13 protein-coding genes are annotated in these 17,146 nt (G+C 40.0%); 11 read left to right on the top strand and 2 right to left on the bottom strand.

The genetic code is table 11. The annotated features are described in order from the left end of the window. Positions 1 to 163 precede the first annotated feature (163 nt). Both AC2INI_RS00290 and uvrD read left to right on the top strand, forming a co-directional pair. Complete coding sequence (locus AC2INI_RS00290) at positions 164 to 2,680, top strand: class I adenylate cyclase (protein ID WP_486305063.1); 2,517 nt, start codon at positions 164 to 166, stop codon at positions 2,678 to 2,680. Positions 2,681 to 2,838: 158 nt separating this feature from the next. Next, the gene (uvrD, locus tag AC2INI_RS00295) at positions 2,839 to 5,043 is read left to right on the top strand and encodes a DNA helicase II (protein WP_486305064.1); all 2,205 of its coding nucleotides are present in this window, start codon (positions 2,839 to 2,841) and stop codon (positions 5,041 to 5,043) included. Positions 5,044 to 5,454: 411 nt separating this feature from the next. Here uvrD and rarD read toward each other — a convergent pair whose 3' ends face one another. Then, positions 5,455 to 6,363, bottom strand: a complete 909-nt coding sequence (gene rarD / locus AC2INI_RS00300; RefSeq protein WP_122033383.1) for an EamA family transporter RarD — start codon at positions 6,361 to 6,363, stop codon at positions 5,455 to 5,457. 181 nt (positions 6,364 to 6,544) lie between these two features. Between rarD and recQ the strand changes: the two genes are divergently transcribed. The 5 genes from recQ to spfP all read left to right on the top strand — a co-directional run bounded on the left by recQ (position 6,545) and on the right by spfP (position 13,319). Further along, positions 6,545 to 8,380: an ATP-dependent DNA helicase RecQ gene (gene recQ, locus AC2INI_RS00305; protein WP_486305065.1), complete on the top strand. Its 1,836-nt coding sequence runs from the start codon at positions 6,545 to 6,547 to the stop codon at positions 8,378 to 8,380. A gap of 3 nt (positions 8,381 to 8,383) precedes the next feature. Beyond that, entirely contained in the window at positions 8,384 to 8,674 is a 291-nt protein-coding gene (locus tag AC2INI_RS00310; RefSeq protein ID WP_122033381.1) for a DUF3630 family protein, read from the top strand. A gap of 138 nt (positions 8,675 to 8,812) precedes the next feature. Then, complete coding sequence (locus tag AC2INI_RS00315; protein WP_122033380.1) at positions 8,813 to 9,484, top strand: 7-cyano-7-deazaguanine/7-aminomethyl-7-deazaguanine transporter; 672 nt, start codon at positions 8,813 to 8,815, stop codon at positions 9,482 to 9,484. A gap of 746 nt (positions 9,485 to 10,230) precedes the next feature. Further along, positions 10,231 to 13,032, top strand: a complete 2,802-nt coding sequence (polA, locus tag AC2INI_RS00320; RefSeq protein ID WP_486305066.1) for a DNA polymerase I — start codon at positions 10,231 to 10,233, stop codon at positions 13,030 to 13,032. Between the two features lie 239 nt (positions 13,033 to 13,271). After that, entirely contained in the window at positions 13,272 to 13,319 is a 48-nt protein-coding gene (gene spfP, locus AC2INI_RS00325; RefSeq protein WP_438616993.1) for a small protein SpfP, read from the top strand. Between the two features lie 402 nt (positions 13,320 to 13,721). Here the strand turns inward: spfP and yihA are convergent, their stop codons facing one another. After that, positions 13,722 to 14,369, bottom strand: coding sequence for a ribosome biogenesis GTP-binding protein YihA/YsxC (gene yihA, locus AC2INI_RS00330; protein ID WP_486305067.1), 648 nt, complete (start codon positions 14,367 to 14,369; stop codon positions 13,722 to 13,724). Between the two features lie 287 nt (positions 14,370 to 14,656). Here yihA and AC2INI_RS00335 point away from each other — a divergent pair, with 287 nt between their 5' ends. From AC2INI_RS00335 to AC2INI_RS00350, 4 genes are all read left to right on the top strand, one after another. After that, complete coding sequence (locus AC2INI_RS00335) at positions 14,657 to 15,274, top strand: c-type cytochrome (protein ID WP_486305068.1); 618 nt, start codon at positions 14,657 to 14,659, stop codon at positions 15,272 to 15,274. A 156-nt stretch (positions 15,275 to 15,430) separates the two neighbouring features. Further along, positions 15,431 to 16,072: a class I SAM-dependent methyltransferase gene (locus tag AC2INI_RS00340; RefSeq protein WP_486305676.1), complete on the top strand. Its 642-nt coding sequence runs from the start codon at positions 15,431 to 15,433 to the stop codon at positions 16,070 to 16,072. Beyond that, complete coding sequence (gene yihI, locus AC2INI_RS00345; protein ID WP_122033377.1) at positions 16,072 to 16,626, top strand: Der GTPase-activating protein YihI; 555 nt, start codon at positions 16,072 to 16,074, stop codon at positions 16,624 to 16,626. The genes AC2INI_RS00340 and yihI overlap by 1 nt, the downstream gene beginning before the upstream one ends. A 2-nt stretch (positions 16,627 to 16,628) precedes the next feature. Continuing rightward, positions 16,629 to 17,120: a DUF2489 domain-containing protein gene (locus AC2INI_RS00350; RefSeq protein ID WP_122033376.1), complete on the top strand. Its 492-nt coding sequence runs from the start codon at positions 16,629 to 16,631 to the stop codon at positions 17,118 to 17,120. Positions 17,121 to 17,146 lie beyond the last annotated feature (26 nt).

Here is a 17,146-nt window from a genome sequence, read left to right on the forward strand (position 1 = left end):
AACGACACCGAAATAGTATGGACACCCATATTGTTGTAAGCGTGTAAACTTTACGAGCATTATTAAAAGTGTTATCTTGATCACGTTTTACCGTCGGTATTGAGTAAATGGTATTCAATATTAACCGTCATCACTGATGACAAAGATAAACTAGGCTTTCTATTTGCAAACCTATATTGAAACTTTAATTGCTCGACAACAACGCCTTACTGAACAACGTATAGAGCGTGCGTTAGCATTAATGAAACCACTTGGGCAGGAGATCTTCCATCAATTGCCGTTGCTATTGCATTTCAATCACTCGGAACTTCCGGGCTTTGTTGAAGGTGCACCTAGTGGTATTAAACAGTTTCATGCAAATAAGAAGCAGCGTGAGTGGATGGCTCAACTGACGCTTCGTTACCCTCTATCTACCTCTAACCAAGGCAATATTCTTGGTTTGTATTCTATGGGTAGTACCTCTTCTATTGGCCAAACCATTGGCAGTGATCTTGATATTTGGGTCTGCATTCCAGAAAATCTTCCCGCAGATAAAAAAGCGTTATTGCAGAAAAAGTGTGATGCTTTAACTGAGTGGGCAGAGCAGTTTTACATTGAAGCGAACTTTTTCTTAATGGAACAGAATCGTTTTCGTGAAGCTTATTCTGAAGAGATGACGGGCGATAACTGTGGTTCTTCGCAGCATTTATTATTATTAGATGAGTTCTACCGTACTGCTGTATGTCTTGGTGGGCAGCAACTGTTATGGCAAATTATTCCTCCAGAAATGGAAGAAAGCTATGATGAATATGTCGATCAGCTGTGCTCTCAAGGTGTAATAAAAAGAGATCAGTGGATTGATTTTGGACGCCTTAATCATATCCCAGCAGAAGAGTACTTTGGTTCTAGCCTATGGCAACTCTATAAGAGTATCGATTCACCGTTTAAGTCGGTGCTAAAAGCGATCTTGTTAGAAGCTTATTCGTGGGAATACCCACACACTCAATTATTAAGTATTGATAGTAAACGTCGATTCTTTGCCGATGAGCCTGATCTCTACGGTATGGATGCGTATTACCTGATGCTAGAAAAAGTCACGCGTTATCTTGAGCGTACCAATGACGCATCTCGTCTAGAATTAGTACGTCGCAGTTTCTATCTTAAAACACATGAGAAATTGTCACGTCGACAAGGACAAGGCTCTGTAGAGTGGCGTCGCAAAGCGCTAACTGAATTAACCTCACAATGGGGTTGGTCTCAAGCAACGATTGTTGAGCTTGATTCTCGTCGTACGTGGAAAGTGGAACAAGTTAAAAAATCGCATAACGATCTACTAGAAGCGTTAATGCAAAGTTATCGTAACTTGATCCGTTTTGCTCGTAATAATGACATAACGTCGTCGATAAGCCCTGAAGATATCAGTATTCTTGCTCGTAAACTTTACGCCGCATTTGAAGAGCTCCCAGGCAAAGTAACGTTACTCAATCCGCAAATTTCGCCAGACTTGCATGAAGCTGATTTAAGTTTTATAGAAGTACAAGATAACGGCATTAATAAAGCAGGTTGGTATGTATACAAACAACCATTAATTGCAAAAGAGTTGATGGGTGCAAAATATCTCGAGCACAATAGATATTTAAGTAAATTAGTTGCGTGGGCATTCTTTAATGGTTTGCTAACGGAATCTACACGATTAGATGCGGTTGTTCGTCAGGCTGATTTGAACATTGATAAGTTCTATCAAATGGTGAGTGATCTAAGAAATACCTTCTCAGTACATATGCCACAACCAACCAAAGAAGAGTTAGGTAGCCCATGTGAGGTTCGCCAACTTTCTATTTTTATTAATTTGGAAAATGACCCAACTGAAACATTGAAGATGAAGCCTGAGCGTATGAATCAGACGGATGCTGATATCTTTAGTTGTGGTAGCGACCAGAATAATTTGATCGGCAGTGTCGACTTGGTATATCGCAATTCATGGCATGAAGTAAGAACACTTAACTTCAGTGGTGAAACGGCAATTTTAGATGCGCTTAAAACCGTGCTATGTAAAATGCACCAAGATGCTACTCGCCCTGAGTCGGTAGATGTCTTCTGCTACAGTAAACAAATGCGCGGTATTATTCGTAATAATATCTATCAATTGTTGGCTGAGTGTATCGAACTTCGTCTAAAACCGGTTGAAAATAACGAAAAACGCCGTCGCTTTAAAGGCATTAAAATTGGCTCGACCATGTATGGTTTATTCTTTGAACGCCGTGGTGTATCGATTCAGAAATTGGAAGATTCAGTTCAATTCTATTCAAGTATTTCAACCAATAAAGCGATTGGTTCAACGACGATTCCTCTTGGCGATAGTAGTGGTGTTGCGATTCCTGAAGCGGTAGATTCGTTTGCCAGTGAAGGCTTAATTCAGTTCTTTTTTGATGACAGTCAGGATGAAGGTTTTAATATTTACGTCTTAGATGAAGAGAATAAGGTTGAGATTTACCACCAATGTTATGGCAGTAAAGATGACATGGTAAACAGCATTAATCATTATTACACCTCAAGTCGTAACAATGTGGACTTAGCGAATCCAGATAAAGTGAACTTCAATTTACCTCAGTTTTATGAGGTGGTTTCTAATGGTGAGCAAGAAGCTTGTATTCTTCCTTATCGTAGCGGACAGCAACAATGTAAGGCAAAACAAGCCTAAGCTTTCTTATAAACTAAAGCGAAGGCATATTAAGTATAAGCTAAGTCGAAGTCAGTCTTAGCTTTGCTCAATTAAAGGTAAATCCCCCCTCGGCGTTTGGGTCTCACTTCATTTCAGTATATACTTCACGCACATGTATAAATAACCAGTGTGATGTGATGGACGTTTCTTTTCTTCTTGATGGTCTTAATGACAAACAACGCGAAGCCGTAGCCGCTCCGTTAGAAAACATGCTTGTACTTGCGGGTGCCGGTAGTGGTAAAACTCGAGTACTTGTTCATCGTATCGCATGGTTAATGCAAATCGAACAAGCGTCTCCTTTCTCTATTATGTCAGTGACATTTACCAATAAAGCGGCGGCAGAAATGCGTGGTCGTATTGAAGAGTTAATGCATGGCAGTGCTGGCGGGATGTGGAACGGTACCTTTCATGGTATTTGTCATCGTATTCTTCGTGCACATTATCTGGATGCGAAATTACCAGAAGGTTTCCAAATTATTGATTCAGATGATCAGCAGCGTTTATTAAAACGTTTGATCAAAGCTCAGAATTTGGATGATAAAAACTGGCCTGCACGTCAAGCAGCTTGGTTTATTAATGGTAAGAAAGACGAAGGTCTACGTCCTCATCAAATCAATACATTTAATGATCCTATCGCTCAGACTTGGCTAAAAGTTTATACCGCTTATCAAGAAGCGTGTGATCGTTCAGGCTTGGTTGATTTTGCTGAAATCCTACTTAGAGCGCATGAATTACTGCGTGATCACAAACACGTACGTGAACATTATCAAGCGCGTTTCAAGCATATTTTGGTCGACGAATTCCAAGATACCAACAACATCCAATACGCATGGTTACGCATGATGGCTGGCTCTGATTGTAAAGTGATGATCGTGGGTGATGATGATCAGTCTATTTACGGTTGGCGTGGTGCTCAGATCGAAAATATTCAAAAATTCTTAGATGAGTTTGTGGGTGCTAAGACCATTCGTTTAGAGCAAAACTACCGTTCAACTGCGAATATTCTAAACGCTGCCAATGAACTGATTAGTAATAATACTGAGCGCATGGGTAAGAAGTTATGGACTGAAGACGCGGATGGCGATCTGATTTCTATTTATTCTGCTTATAACGAAATGGATGAAGCCCGTTTTGCTGTAGGTAAAATTAAAGAGTGGCGTGATAACGGTGGAGCACTGCAAGATTCAGCGTTCTTGTACCGTAATAACGCCCAATCTCGTGTATTAGAAGAAGCCTTAATTCAAGCAGGATTACCGTATCGAATTTATGGTGGTATGCGATTCTTCGAACGACAAGAGATCAAAGATGCTTTATCTTACCTTCGTTTAATGAACAATCGTCATGATGATGCGGCTTTTGAGCGTGTTGTAAATACACCAACGCGTGGCTTGGGTGATAAAACATTAGAAACAGTACGTTTTGCAGCGCGTGAACGTGGAGCGACCATGTGGCAAGCCAGTCTTGCTTTGATTGAAGAGCAAGTATTACCGGGTCGTGCTGCCGGTGCATTAAGCCGTTTTATCGAGCTAATTAATGCATTAGAAGATGATACTCGTGACTGTCGTTTACATGAACAAACGGACCAAGTGATTAAAAGCTCTGGTCTATTTACGATGTATGAGCAAGAGAAAGGCGAAAAATCAAAAGCCCGTATTGAGAACTTGGAAGAATTGGTAACGGCAACTCGTCAGTTTGATAAGCCAGAAGAAGCAGAAGAGATGACAGACTTAACTGCTTTCTTAACTCATGCTGCATTAGAGGCAGGTGAAGGCCAAGCAGATGAGTTTGAAGATGCGGTTCAACTGATGACATTACACAGTGCTAAAGGGTTGGAATTCCCATTAGTATTTATGGTGGGTGTTGAAGAAGGGATGTTCCCAAGCCAAATGTCAGCAGAAGAAGCAGGGCGTTTAGAAGAAGAACGTCGTCTTTGTTATGTTGGTATGACGCGTGCGATGGAAAAGCTGTATATTATTTATGCAGAAACGCGCCGGGTGTATGGCCAAGAGAAATACCACAAACCGTCACGCTTCATTAAAGAGCTCCCGACTAATTGTGTTGAAGAAGTTCGTATGAAGGCTAAAGTAAGCCGAACGGGGTCTTATGGTGGTTATGGTTCTCAAGAGGGTTCATCTGACAGTCGATTTGGCCAGAAAGCGATTAATAATAACTTTAATGAAACTGGCTATGCATTAGGGCAACGAGTTAAGCACCCTAAATTTGGTGAAGGTACAATCATTAACTTTGAAGGTGCTGGTGCACAAGGCCGAGTACAAGTAGCCTTTAACGGTGAAGGTATTAAGTGGCTTGTCACTCAATATGCAAAATTAGAATCAATGTAAATTTAAGTGATTCGAAAATAAAAAAAGAGAGCAAATATGCTCTCTTTTTTTATTTCTATGCGGCATCTACTTTTCTTGACGTAAATGGGCTTATGAATTGTAATTCATTGCAGCCATGGCATTTGAATTTTTTCGTATCGCGTTTAGTTATGTGTTTTTCCACAAAACTTCTTTTTGTTGGTAAGAGCGGTAGCTCCGTATTACATTTCGTACACCTAGCCATAATAGATACCTAATTACAATATTATCAATAGTTTATTTTATTTTTATTAAACTAGTGTCACATAATAAGTAATAGATTTCATGGTTTTTTTACGATTCTCACATAATATATTTATATATTATAAACTAGCTCTATTATTTATAATATTTTTGTGGCTATAGTGTAAGTAATTGTTTAATACTTTAGAGTTATGATGCAATTTTCTTCTTTTTGAATAATAATGCATCCGTAGTAAATATAATCAACGCACCCCAAATAAAGACAAAAGTAATCGCTTTATCTGTACTAAATGCTTCACCGTAAAGACCCACCGCAAGAACAAACATCAAGCTTGGCCCTATGTATTGAAAGAAACCTAACGTTGATAGCTTTAATCGTGTTGCTGCGCCAGTAAAGCAAAGCAGAGGAACCGTAGTGATAATCCCTGCGGCAATTAGGAGTAAATTTAGATTGGTTGAGTTCTCTGCAAAATTTGAGGTTGGAGAGTTGGCAATAAATAGCAAATAGGTTGCTGCGATTGGCAATAAAACCAAGGTTTCAATAAATAAGCCTGATTGCGCATCCATCGCTACTTTCTTACGTAATAGTCCATAAAACCCAAAACTACAGGCTAGGGCTAACGCAACGATAGGTATCGATCCAAATGTGATTAATTGGATAAGAACGCCGATAGCCGCAAAAACAACTGCAAGCCACTGTAATTTTCGTAATCGTTCCCCTAAAAAGATCATACCGAGCATGACATTAAAAATGGGGTTGATGAAATAGCCGAGACTGGCATCCAACATGTGATCAGCAGTGACAGCCCAAATGAAAATTAACCAATTAGCGCCTATCAACACACTGCTTGTCATTAGATAACCCATTTTTCGTTTATCTTTTAATGTATTGGCAACGGTTTTCCATCCTTTAGATAGAAACAGCAATCCAGCTAGAAAAAAGAAAGACCAAATAATACGGTGACTTAAAATCTCAAAAGGCGACACTTCACTGATGGTTTTAAAATAAATAGGTGCAATACCCCACATGGTGTAAGCACTAAGAGCAAAAAAGACACCCTGACGAGTGCGCTGTTGTTCGATTTCAGTGGTTGGCATAAGTCGATTCTTAACGAAGTAATGTAACGGGAAAGGTGGTTTTATGATCACACCTTGTATGAGTTGTTATGCGACGAAGTATAGAGGGGAGTGTCGAATGTGCCTAGTATTTTCCTATTGCTCTTTTCCTCACCAATAACCATAGGTAGAATGAGCCTCCCATAGTATTGATGAGTTTTTTATGTCCAGCATTATCGCAGAGCAGCCAGCAGAACAGGTTTCACAGAGTTACACTGTTTTAAAAGACGTGTTTGGCTACCAAGAATATCGTGTTGGACAAGAAGAAGTCATCAATGCCGTCCTTGATGGTAAAGACAGCCTCGTTATCATGCCTACGGGCGGGGGTAAATCTCTCTGTTATCAGATACCCGCATTGGTTTTTGACGGGTTAACCTTGGTTATTTCTCCTTTAATTTCATTAATGAAGGACCAGGTTGATCAACTTAAAGCTAATGGAGTAAAGGCGGAATGCTTAAACTCAACCATTGATCGTGAAGAGCAAATTTCGATTTGGAATCGTATTAACTCTGGCGTGGTAAAAATGCTGTATGTTTCTCCTGAACGCGTGATGATGCGTGATTTTATGGATCGTTTAGAGTCCTTAAATCTTTGCATGATAGCAGTAGATGAAGCGCACTGTATTTCACAATGGGGTCACGATTTCCGTCCAGAATACGCATCACTTGGACAAATTAAACAACGTTTTCCAGCTGTTCCGATTATGGCTCTAACTGCGACGGCGGATGAAGCAACACGTAAAGACATTTTAAGCCGCCTCTCCTTACCAAATCCTCATGAATATTTGGGCAGTTTTGATCGCCCTAATATCCGCTATACCGTATTAGAGAAACACAAACCCGTAAGCCAAATTGTGCGCTATCTTGCCACGCAGAAAAACCAGTGTGGCGTGATCTATTGTGGTAGTCGTAAGAAAGTAGAAATGCTGACGGAAAAGCTCTGCAATAACCATATTCGAGCAGCGGCTTATCATGCTGGTTTGGATTTGGATGAGCGCAACTATGTCCAAGAAGCGTTTCAACGTGATGATATTCAGATCGTTGTCGCTACGGTGGCGTTTGGTATGGGGATCAACAAATCAAACGTTCGTTTTGTCGCACACTTTGATATTCCTAAGAACATTGAATCTTACTATCAAGAAACGGGTAGAGCAGGGCGCGATGGCCTACCTGCTGAAGCGGTAATGCTATACGATCCTGCCGATATTGTATGGCTAAGAAAGTTGGTAGAAGAGAAGCCTGAAGGTCCTCAAAAATTGGTAGAAAGCCATAAACTGAATGCCATGACCGCTTTTGCTGAAGCCCAAACTTGTCGTCGCCAAGTACTATTAAACTACTTTGGAGAATACAGCGCTAAGCCTTGCGGTAACTGCGATGTCTGTTTAGACCCACCAAAACAGTTTGATGGTACAGAAGCTGCACAAAAAGCACTATCGTGTGTATATCGAGTAAACCAAGGTTTTGGTGTTGGCTATGTAGTGGAAGTACTCAGAGGGCTGAAGATTGCCCGTATTCGAGAGCACGGACATGATAAGTTATCGACTTATGGTATTGGTAAAGAACACAGCCATGAGTATTGGGTGAGTATTATTCGCCAGCTGATCCATAAAGGATTATTAGCGCAGAATATTACGCGAAACTCGACCTTACAATTAACAGAAGAAGCCCGTCCTATCTTAAAAGGACAAGAAGCCTTAGAGCTTGCTGTTCCGCGTTTAGATATTGCGGCGAAAACAGCAAAATCAGAGAAACTCAATAACCGTAATTACGATAAGCAGTTGTTCGCCAAGTTACGTAAATTGAGAAAGTCGATTGCAGATCGCGATGACTTACCGCCTTATGTTGTCTTCAGTGACGCGACCTTAATGGACATGGCTGATATCACGCCGACCTCGTATGGTGAAATGTTGGCGGTTAATGGAGTAGGGCAAAAGAAACTAGAAAAATACGCTGATCCATTCTTGGATTTGATTGAAATGCACATAACCGGACAAGGATAAGTCATGAGTCTATTTTCAGTAATTGAGTTTGATAAAGACGCGGGACGGATCATCTTTTCTATTCCAGAGTTTGATTTTGATTCTTTTGAAACGATAGGTAAGCAGTTAGTGAGCGCTATGGATGCCAAGATCACTGAGCAGCAAATGGATGCGGATTTACACTCGTGGTTAATCGACTTTGAAGGCGCGCAATTTATGTTACGCGCTGAGCATTATTCGAATTCGGTATGGCTTGAAGCCTTAGCTCGCACCGAACATCAAGAAGAGTTGGCGTTTATTGCAGGTTTGTTTTAAGCGGCTCTTGTGATCAAAAGCGGTTAATGTATAATCACCGCCCTGAAAATTGGCTAGAGTCATTACGTAAATAAACGGTGATTTTAGCTTTGTGTTTAATTTGGGTTCCCTCGCCCCCAATGACAAAAAGGTACTTATATGAGTACATTTACGCCCGCGCAACAGCGCAATGCTTTATCTTTCCTTGTCGTATTCCACCTTGTAATTATTGCATCTAGTAACTATTTGGTTCAGATCCCATTCACTTTGTTTGGGTTTCACACCACATGGGGTGCATTTACTTTTCCCTTCATTTTCTTAGCAACAGACTTAACAGTTCGTATTTTTGGGGCAAAAATGGCAAGAAGTATCATCTTCTTTGTTATGTTGCCTGCATTAGCGGTCTCTTATTTCTTATCGGTTATTTTCTTTGAAGGTCAATATCAAGGTTTTTCACAACTGGGTGAATTTAACTTGTTTGTTGCTCGTATTGCGATCGCAAGCTTTATGGCTTATTTACTGGGACAGATATTAGATGTTCATGTGTTTAACCGTCTTCGTCAGCTAAAACAGTGGTGGGTTGCTCCAACATGTTCAACATTGTTTGGTAATGCGATAGATACCTTAGCATTCTTTGCTATTGCTTTTTATCACAGCCCTGATGCTTTCATGGCGGAACATTGGACTGAAATTGCGTTGGTTGATTACGGTGTAAAATTAGTGATTAGCTTAGGCTTATTTGTCCCAATGTATGGTGTGCTACTGAATTACTTAATTCGTAAGTTAACCTCAGAAGGGCATCAATTGGCGACATCAGCTTCTCAGTCGTAGTGTTAAAGAAAAATACAAGAGTAAGGTCAGCAATGTGCTGGCCTTTTTTATATCATAACAACATGAAAACAAACGTTTTTATAAATTAGTTGAGATCTTTTCTCATTAACCTATTGCAATCTAAATGAGAATGGTTATTATTACATTGTCTTCAGGGAGTTACGCACTACGGTTTACCCCGCACAACTTCAAGAAGGCACGACATTGCTCACATTGCTTCCAGTATAAATCAGCTCTATGAGTGGTGGTGGCGTTTCTAAGTTAACGACACCATTATTCTTTTTTTGCTGAGCGGCGCTTCTTATCGAAGACGCCGCTTTTTTTTGTCTGTTTTTTGAGTTTCTAGTGACTATTTTATAAATAATGAGCTTTTAAAGCGGTCTTTTTTCATACATAAATAAGGAGGTTAATATTATTGTCCACAAAGCATGATCAAGTAAGGATCTCTTTGTTGATCGTTTTTTTAGATCTAACTATTTGATTTTTTAGTTTTTAATTGTATTTTTTTGAATTGATAAATTAGTTATTAATTAACCAAAAAATAATTACAAACAGAGTTATCCACAGAAGATGCCTAAGAAAAGAGTTCTATTTCTATTAATTAAAGTAAAGAAAAGCAAGAACCCACGATATTGAGCAGTTTGAAGCCTAAAAACCAAGCAATTCGTACTGAAACTGGCATCTTTAAGTTACTTGGGTATAAAATGAAACTCATTGATCATAATAACCTCTGGATAATACCGACTATGGCAAGAATTCCTGATAATCCATTCATCTTAGTGGATGGCTCTTCGTATCTTTTCCGTGCGTATCACGCAGCGCCTAATTTTACTAATGGCGACGGCCAACCAACGGGTGCGGTGTATGGCGTTATCAATATGCTACGTAGTCTTCTAAAACAATTTGAAACGGATCGTGTTGCGGTTATTTTTGATGCGAAAGGAAAAACCTTCCGTAATGACATGTATCCAGAGTATAAAGCGAATCGTCCACCTATGCCGGATGATTTACGTTGTCAAATTGAACCTCTACATAAACTGATCAAAGCAATGGGCTTACCACTGATCTCTATCTCAGGGGTAGAGGCCGATGATGTGATTGGTACGTTAGCATCGCAGGCATCAAAAGCGGGTATTCCAGTACTGATCAGTACTGGCGATAAAGATATGGCGCAATTGGTTGATGAAAACGTAACTCTGATCAATACCATGACAAATGTGATCATGGGACCTGAAGGTGTTGAAGAGAAATTTGGCGTGCCACCAGAGCTGATTATTGATTATCTCGCACTGATGGGTGATACCTCAGATAACATTCCGGGTGTTCCTGGCATTGGTGATAAAACAGCAAGAGCACTATTACAAGGTGTGGGTGGCTTAGATGCCCTTTATGCCAATCTTGATGATATTGCACCATTAGGTTTCCGTGGCTCAAAAGGCATGGCGAAAAAGTTAGAAGAGAATAAAGAAGGGGCTTACCTTTCTTATGAACTAGCGACCATTAAGCTTGATGTTGAATTAGAGCAGCGACCTGAAGAGCTTGTAAAACAAGCCCCAGATGTTGATGAATTAATTCAGATGTTTGGTCAAATGAACTTTAAGCGCTGGCTAACTGAAATGTTAGACGGCAGTGACGGTAAGATCGTTTCACATGAAACATCAGTAAATCGAGCAACGAGCTCATCAGACAGTGCTAATGAAGCTGAAGAAGAAACAATTGTTGCTGCTCAAATAGATCGTTTAAAGTACGAGACTATTTTAACCAAAGAAGCATTTCTATCTTGGTTAGAAAAATTAAATAATGCAGAAGTCGCTGCATTTGATACAGAAACAGACAGTTTAGATTACATGGTGGCTAACCTGATTGGTTTGTCATTTGCTATCGAAGAAGGCGAAGCTGCGTATGTTCCTGTTGCTCATGACTATCTTGATGCCCCTGAGCAACTTGATCGTGATTGGGTTCTTGAGCAATTAAAACCGTATTTAGAAGACGACAACAAAGCAAAAGTGGGTCAAAACTTAAAATACGATGCAAGTGTATTAGCGCGTTACGATATCGAGATGAAAGGCATTAAATTCGATACTATGTTGGAGTCATACGTTTATAACAGTGTGGCAGGCAAGCACAACATGGACAGCCTAGCTCTACGTTATCTGCAACATAACACCATATCTTTTGAAGAGATCGCAGGTAAAGGTAAGAAACAACTTACGTTTAACCAAATCGCATTAGATGAAGCGGCACCTTATGCCGCTGAAGATGCTGACATCACGCTGCGTTTACATAACGTATTACACGCAAAACTCGTGGCGGATGAGAAGTTAAACACAGTATTTACTGATATTGAACTTCCTTTGATCTCTGTACTTTCTCGTATGGAAAGAAAAGGGGTTTATATTGATGACATGCTGCTTTCTGCACAATCACTTGAAATTGGGCAGCGCTTAGATGAGCTAGAAAAAGCAGCGTATGAAGTCGCAGGCCAAGAGTTCAACATGAATTCACCAAAGCAGCTGCAAGCGATTCTATTTGAGAAAATGGAACTGCCAGTCATTAAGAAGACACCATCAGGCGCAGCTTCAACTAATGAAGAAGTACTGCAAGAATTGGCTTTAGAGTATGAACTTCCTAAGCTGATTTTAGAATACCGTGGCTTAGCAAAATTAAAGTCGACTTATACCGATAAACTTCCAAAGATGATTAATCCAACGACGGGTCGTGTGCATACCTCTTATCATCAAGCGGTCACAGCGACGGGTCGTTTATCATCGACCGATCCAAACCTACAGAATATCCCTATTCGTAATGAAGAAGGTCGTCGTATTCGCCAAGCGTTTGTTGCTCCTCATGGTTGGAAAATCCTAGCAGTCGATTACTCTCAAATTGAATTGCGTATCATGGCGCACTTATCTCAAGATAAAGCGTTATTAGAAGCGTTCTCGGCAGGTAAAGACATTCACTCAGCAACCGCTGCAGAAGTGAAGGGCGTATCAATAGAAGAAGTGACCTCTGAAGATCGTCGCCGTGCTAAGGCCATCAACTTTGGTTTGATCTATGGCATGAGTGCATTTGGTCTTGCTAAACAAATTGGGATTTCTCGTGGTGAAGCTCAAGATTACATGAATGTGTATTTCGAGCGTTACCCAGGTGTAATGCAATACATGGAAGAAACTCGTTTGTTAGCAACAGAACAAGGTTATGTAGAAACCTTATATGGCCGTCGCCTACATTTGCCTGAAATCAATGCTCGCAATGCGATGCGTCGTAAAGCAGCTGAACGTGCTGCAATCAATGCACCAATGCAAGGTACTGCGGCTGATATCATTAAGAAAGCAATGATCTTAGTGGATAACTGGATTGAAGCAGAAGGGAATGGTCAAGTTCACTTACTAATGCAAGTACACGATGAATTGGTCTTTGAAGTGAAAGAAGACGCATTAGAAGACGTGACTAAGCAAGTAACGGCATTAATGGAAAGTGCAGTAGAGTTAGATGTGCCATTAATTGCTGAGAGTGATTTTGGTAACAACTGGGATGAAGCCCACTAAGCTAACGATATTGTTATAAAAATGATAAAACTTATTACTGACTGAATTGTAACTAAGTTACATCTAAAACTAAAACTATGAGCCAGCGCACGCGTTGGCTTTTTTTTACCTAAAATAAAGTGACCTCCATCAGATGAATGTTGTGTTTTTATGAACGAAACTGAAAAAAAATTACAAAAAAAGGTTTTCAAAACTGTTCGTTTGTTGTACATTTATCTGCGTAGGGTACAGAGGTAAAGATGTTCTATCTTTCAGACCTTTTGTTTCACGTTATTGGATTTGGCTAAATTCAGCCGCCTCAGTCAACCTTTTTGACTGGGGCGTTTTTTCTTTCTGGCCTTCTAAAAATTCATCTTTCGGTTTTATCTCCACTTTTTCCTTTCTTCTTCTCTTTCAATATATGTAATTTTACTACAAGTTATTTTATTGATAATTAATTTACATAATTATCTTAACTAATTGTTTTTAAATGGATAGGTGTGTTTCTTGATGGTTTTCAAGACAGATTTGTTGTTTTTAAGCGTATTATTAATTCTTAAAGAGATTTGGCTTTTTCGGGGATTTGTTTCGAAGAGAAGATTGTAGCATTATGCGCGACAGAAAAATAAAAACACCTCTTTATCTCTCCCATTTCCCCACCACTTAAGGTGGGGTTATTTTTTGTCACAGGCTGTATCTATATGTGCTGTTTATTCAGTATCTAGACCTTCAATGAACTCATCATCGATCTCAAAAGCCGGTGCAAACCATGTATCTAGCTTGGCACGAAGAATATCAACACCAATGCCCTTTAATGAAGAAAATGCATCAACCACCACTTCACCACCAAAATCTACTGCAGCTTCACGCACTTTTAGCACTTGAGCTTTACGCGCACCACTTTTCAGCTTGTCAGCTTTAGTTAATAAGATTTGTACTGGAATATTTTGATCAACAGCCCAAAACACAAGTTGTTGGTCAATATCTTTAAGCGGGTGACGGATATCCATCAATACCACTAAGCCTTTTAAGCACTGACGCTTCTGTAGGTATTCACCTAAAGATTTCTGCCACTTCTTTTTCATCTCAATTGGTACTTGAGCAAAGCCGTATCCTGGTAAATCCACGATATGGCAGTTTTCATCAACTTTGAATAAGTTAATTAATTGCGTACGACCAGGAGTCTTAGATGTTTTAGCTAAGCCTCTTTGGTTTGTTAAGCGGTTTAATGCGCTTGATTTACCCGCATTCGAACGGCCAGCGAAGGCAACTTCAATACCTTCATCTTCAGGTAGATGGCGAATATCTGGTGCACTGGTAATGAAGTGCGTCTTTTGGTAGTGAATGATTTTGCTCACTGTTAACTCCGTCTCGAAGGAAACCAAGCTGTAGATAATGATCCAAGTAGGATTATTGTAGTCAGCTGATTACTTTTTTGTGAAAATGTGTAAAATAACCGCATTAAGGATGTCACTATTAACGTTATGGTGACAAACTTAGAACAAAAACGGTAAAGGTCGCTCATTGTACCATGCTGTAGCCAATTTAGAGCGGTACTGGAAGCTTAATATCCAACACAATGTAAATAAATCCTATTAAAAAGGATAACTCATTGTGAGGGAACGATAATAATAAATGGAATGTCATGAAAAAATTAGCGCTGATATTAACTCTCCTAGCTAGTTGCTCAATATGGGCTCAAGGAGATATCGAAGCTGGAAAGCAAAAATCTGCAACATGTACGGCGTGTCATGGTCAAGAAGGTAATAGTGCTTTGACCCAATACCCAAACCTAGCAGGTCAACACGCAGGTTATCTTGAAAAGCAAATTAATGAATTTAAATTAGGTATGCAAACTCAAGGTAAACAAGGTCGTATGGACCCAGTAATGGGTGCAATGGCGATGGGCGTTGATGAGCAAGGAGCTAAGGATATTGCCGCGTATTATGCCTCTTTACCGATGGCTGATAATACAACACCAGAAGAGTCGATTCCTGTTGGTAAAGCCTTGTACTTAGCGGGTGATATGGAACGTGGAATTACGGCGTGTGTTGCATGTCATGGTCCTCGTGGTAATGGTACATCATTGTCTGGTTTTCCTAAGATTTCAGGTCAACACTCTGATTACATTAAAGCGCAGTTAGAAAAATTCCGCTCAGGTGATCGTTCTAATGATATGAACGCGATGATGCGAGATATTTCGAAGAAACTGACGGATGAAGACATTTCAACATTGTCTAAATACGTTGGTGGTTTACATTAATTATTAATGTAAACTCTTCAATAAGAGTCCAAATTTTAAAAAGCAGCTCTTGTAGCTGCTTTTTTTATGAAAAAAAACGTTAAAACGATTATCTTTGCACCAGTATCGGGTATACTTCCGCCCCTAGAATTTTCAGGGAGCAGTAGTGAGCTTATGATGCAGCCTTGCCCTTTGTGTCAGCATTTACATGCTGATAAATTCCACCAAGATAAGCACCGACGCTATTATCGCTGTCAGCACTGCTATCTTATTTATGTGGATGAGGCAGATCGTTTCGACGCAAAAGCAGAAAAAGCGCACTATGATTGCCATAAAAATAATCTTGAAGATGAAGGGTACCGAACCTTCTTATCTCGATTTTCTGAGCCGCTGTTGCAACGTGTTGGTGAGACACCGCAACAAGGACTAGATTTTGGATGTGGCCCTGGACCATTGCTTGCTCATATGATGAGAGAGGCCGGTCACCATATCGAACTCTATGATATTTATTACACACCAGATAAGTCCGTGTTCAATAAGCAGTATGACTTCGTCAGTTGTACAGAAGCCATTGAGCATTTTTATCAACCTCAAAACGAATTGGAATTGTTATTGAGCTTGATAAAACCTGGAGGTTGGTTAGGTATCATGACGAAACTAGCCAGGGACGAAAGCGCGTTTGCCACTTGGCATTACAAGAGTGATTTAACCCATGTCAGCTTCTTCTGCAGGGAAACGTTTGAGTTTGTAGCAAAACGCTACCGACTTGAGCTAGAATTTGTTGGAGATGATGTCATCTTACTGAGGAAAACCCAGTAATGAGCCGTATTAAAAAAGCCCGTACTCCGGGAATGGCGAGTGAGCCAGTAGTTGTAACACGTAACCGTACTGATCGTGACGTAGACAGCCGCGAAATCAAGCGTAAAAGAAAGCGTAAAGGCCTAAAAGCCGGTGCTCGTAATGCTGAAAGTAACGCAGAACAAAATCGTCGTTTCGCTCAGAAAAAAGATCCTCGTATTGGTAGTAAAAAACCAATTCAACTTGTTGTTGAAGAGAAGAAGAAAACAAGTAAGCAAGAGCGTCGTCTAACGAATGAGCAAGAGCTTGCGATGTTAGAAAATGATGCACAGCTAATGGTTCTTCTAGACCGTCTCGATAATGGTGAGAACCTAGGTACTGGTCTTCAGAAATACGTGGATGAGAAATTGGCACGTATCGAGCACTTAATGGGTCGTTTAGGCTTATTAGATGACGAAGAAACAGAATCAGAAGAAGAGATTGCAGAATTCCCTGAGTTTGCAGAGCGCAAAGCGAAAAGCGATGACGATCTACTAGCGGAATTTGATGACTTCAACATGGATGACTTTAAGTAATTATGTCTACAGTAACCCTGTTAGCACTGCTTGGCGGTGCAATTATTCTTGCACTAGCCGGTTATGCTGGCAGTTTACTGATGAAGTTAAAAAAGCAGAAGGAACTGCAAGAACAACACAGAAAATTGGCGATACAAAAACGTAACGCCAATATTTTTGAGAATGTGGTGCTGCTTTGTCAGGCTGGTATGCAAGAGCAATGTGATCACTCTGAGTTGGCGATTCGTTTGTACAGCATTATGGATTATCTACAAGAAGATGACCGTATTGATGTTGAACAAGATTACCCAGCGTTATCTGAGTTATTTCATGTAGTCAAAGACATGCCACGCGGTGATGCAAGACAAGAACTCGCAAAACAAGATCGAATGAAAGACAATTTAGTTCGAACTAAAGCAGAAGCTCGTCTGCAAGATATGATTAAGATTGAAATTCAACAATTGCATGATCGTATTAAGCCACTGAATCAAAAAATTGATATTAAAATGATCTGATCGACACTTCTATTTACCACTGCATT

The organism is Aliivibrio friggae (assembly GCF_057368515.1).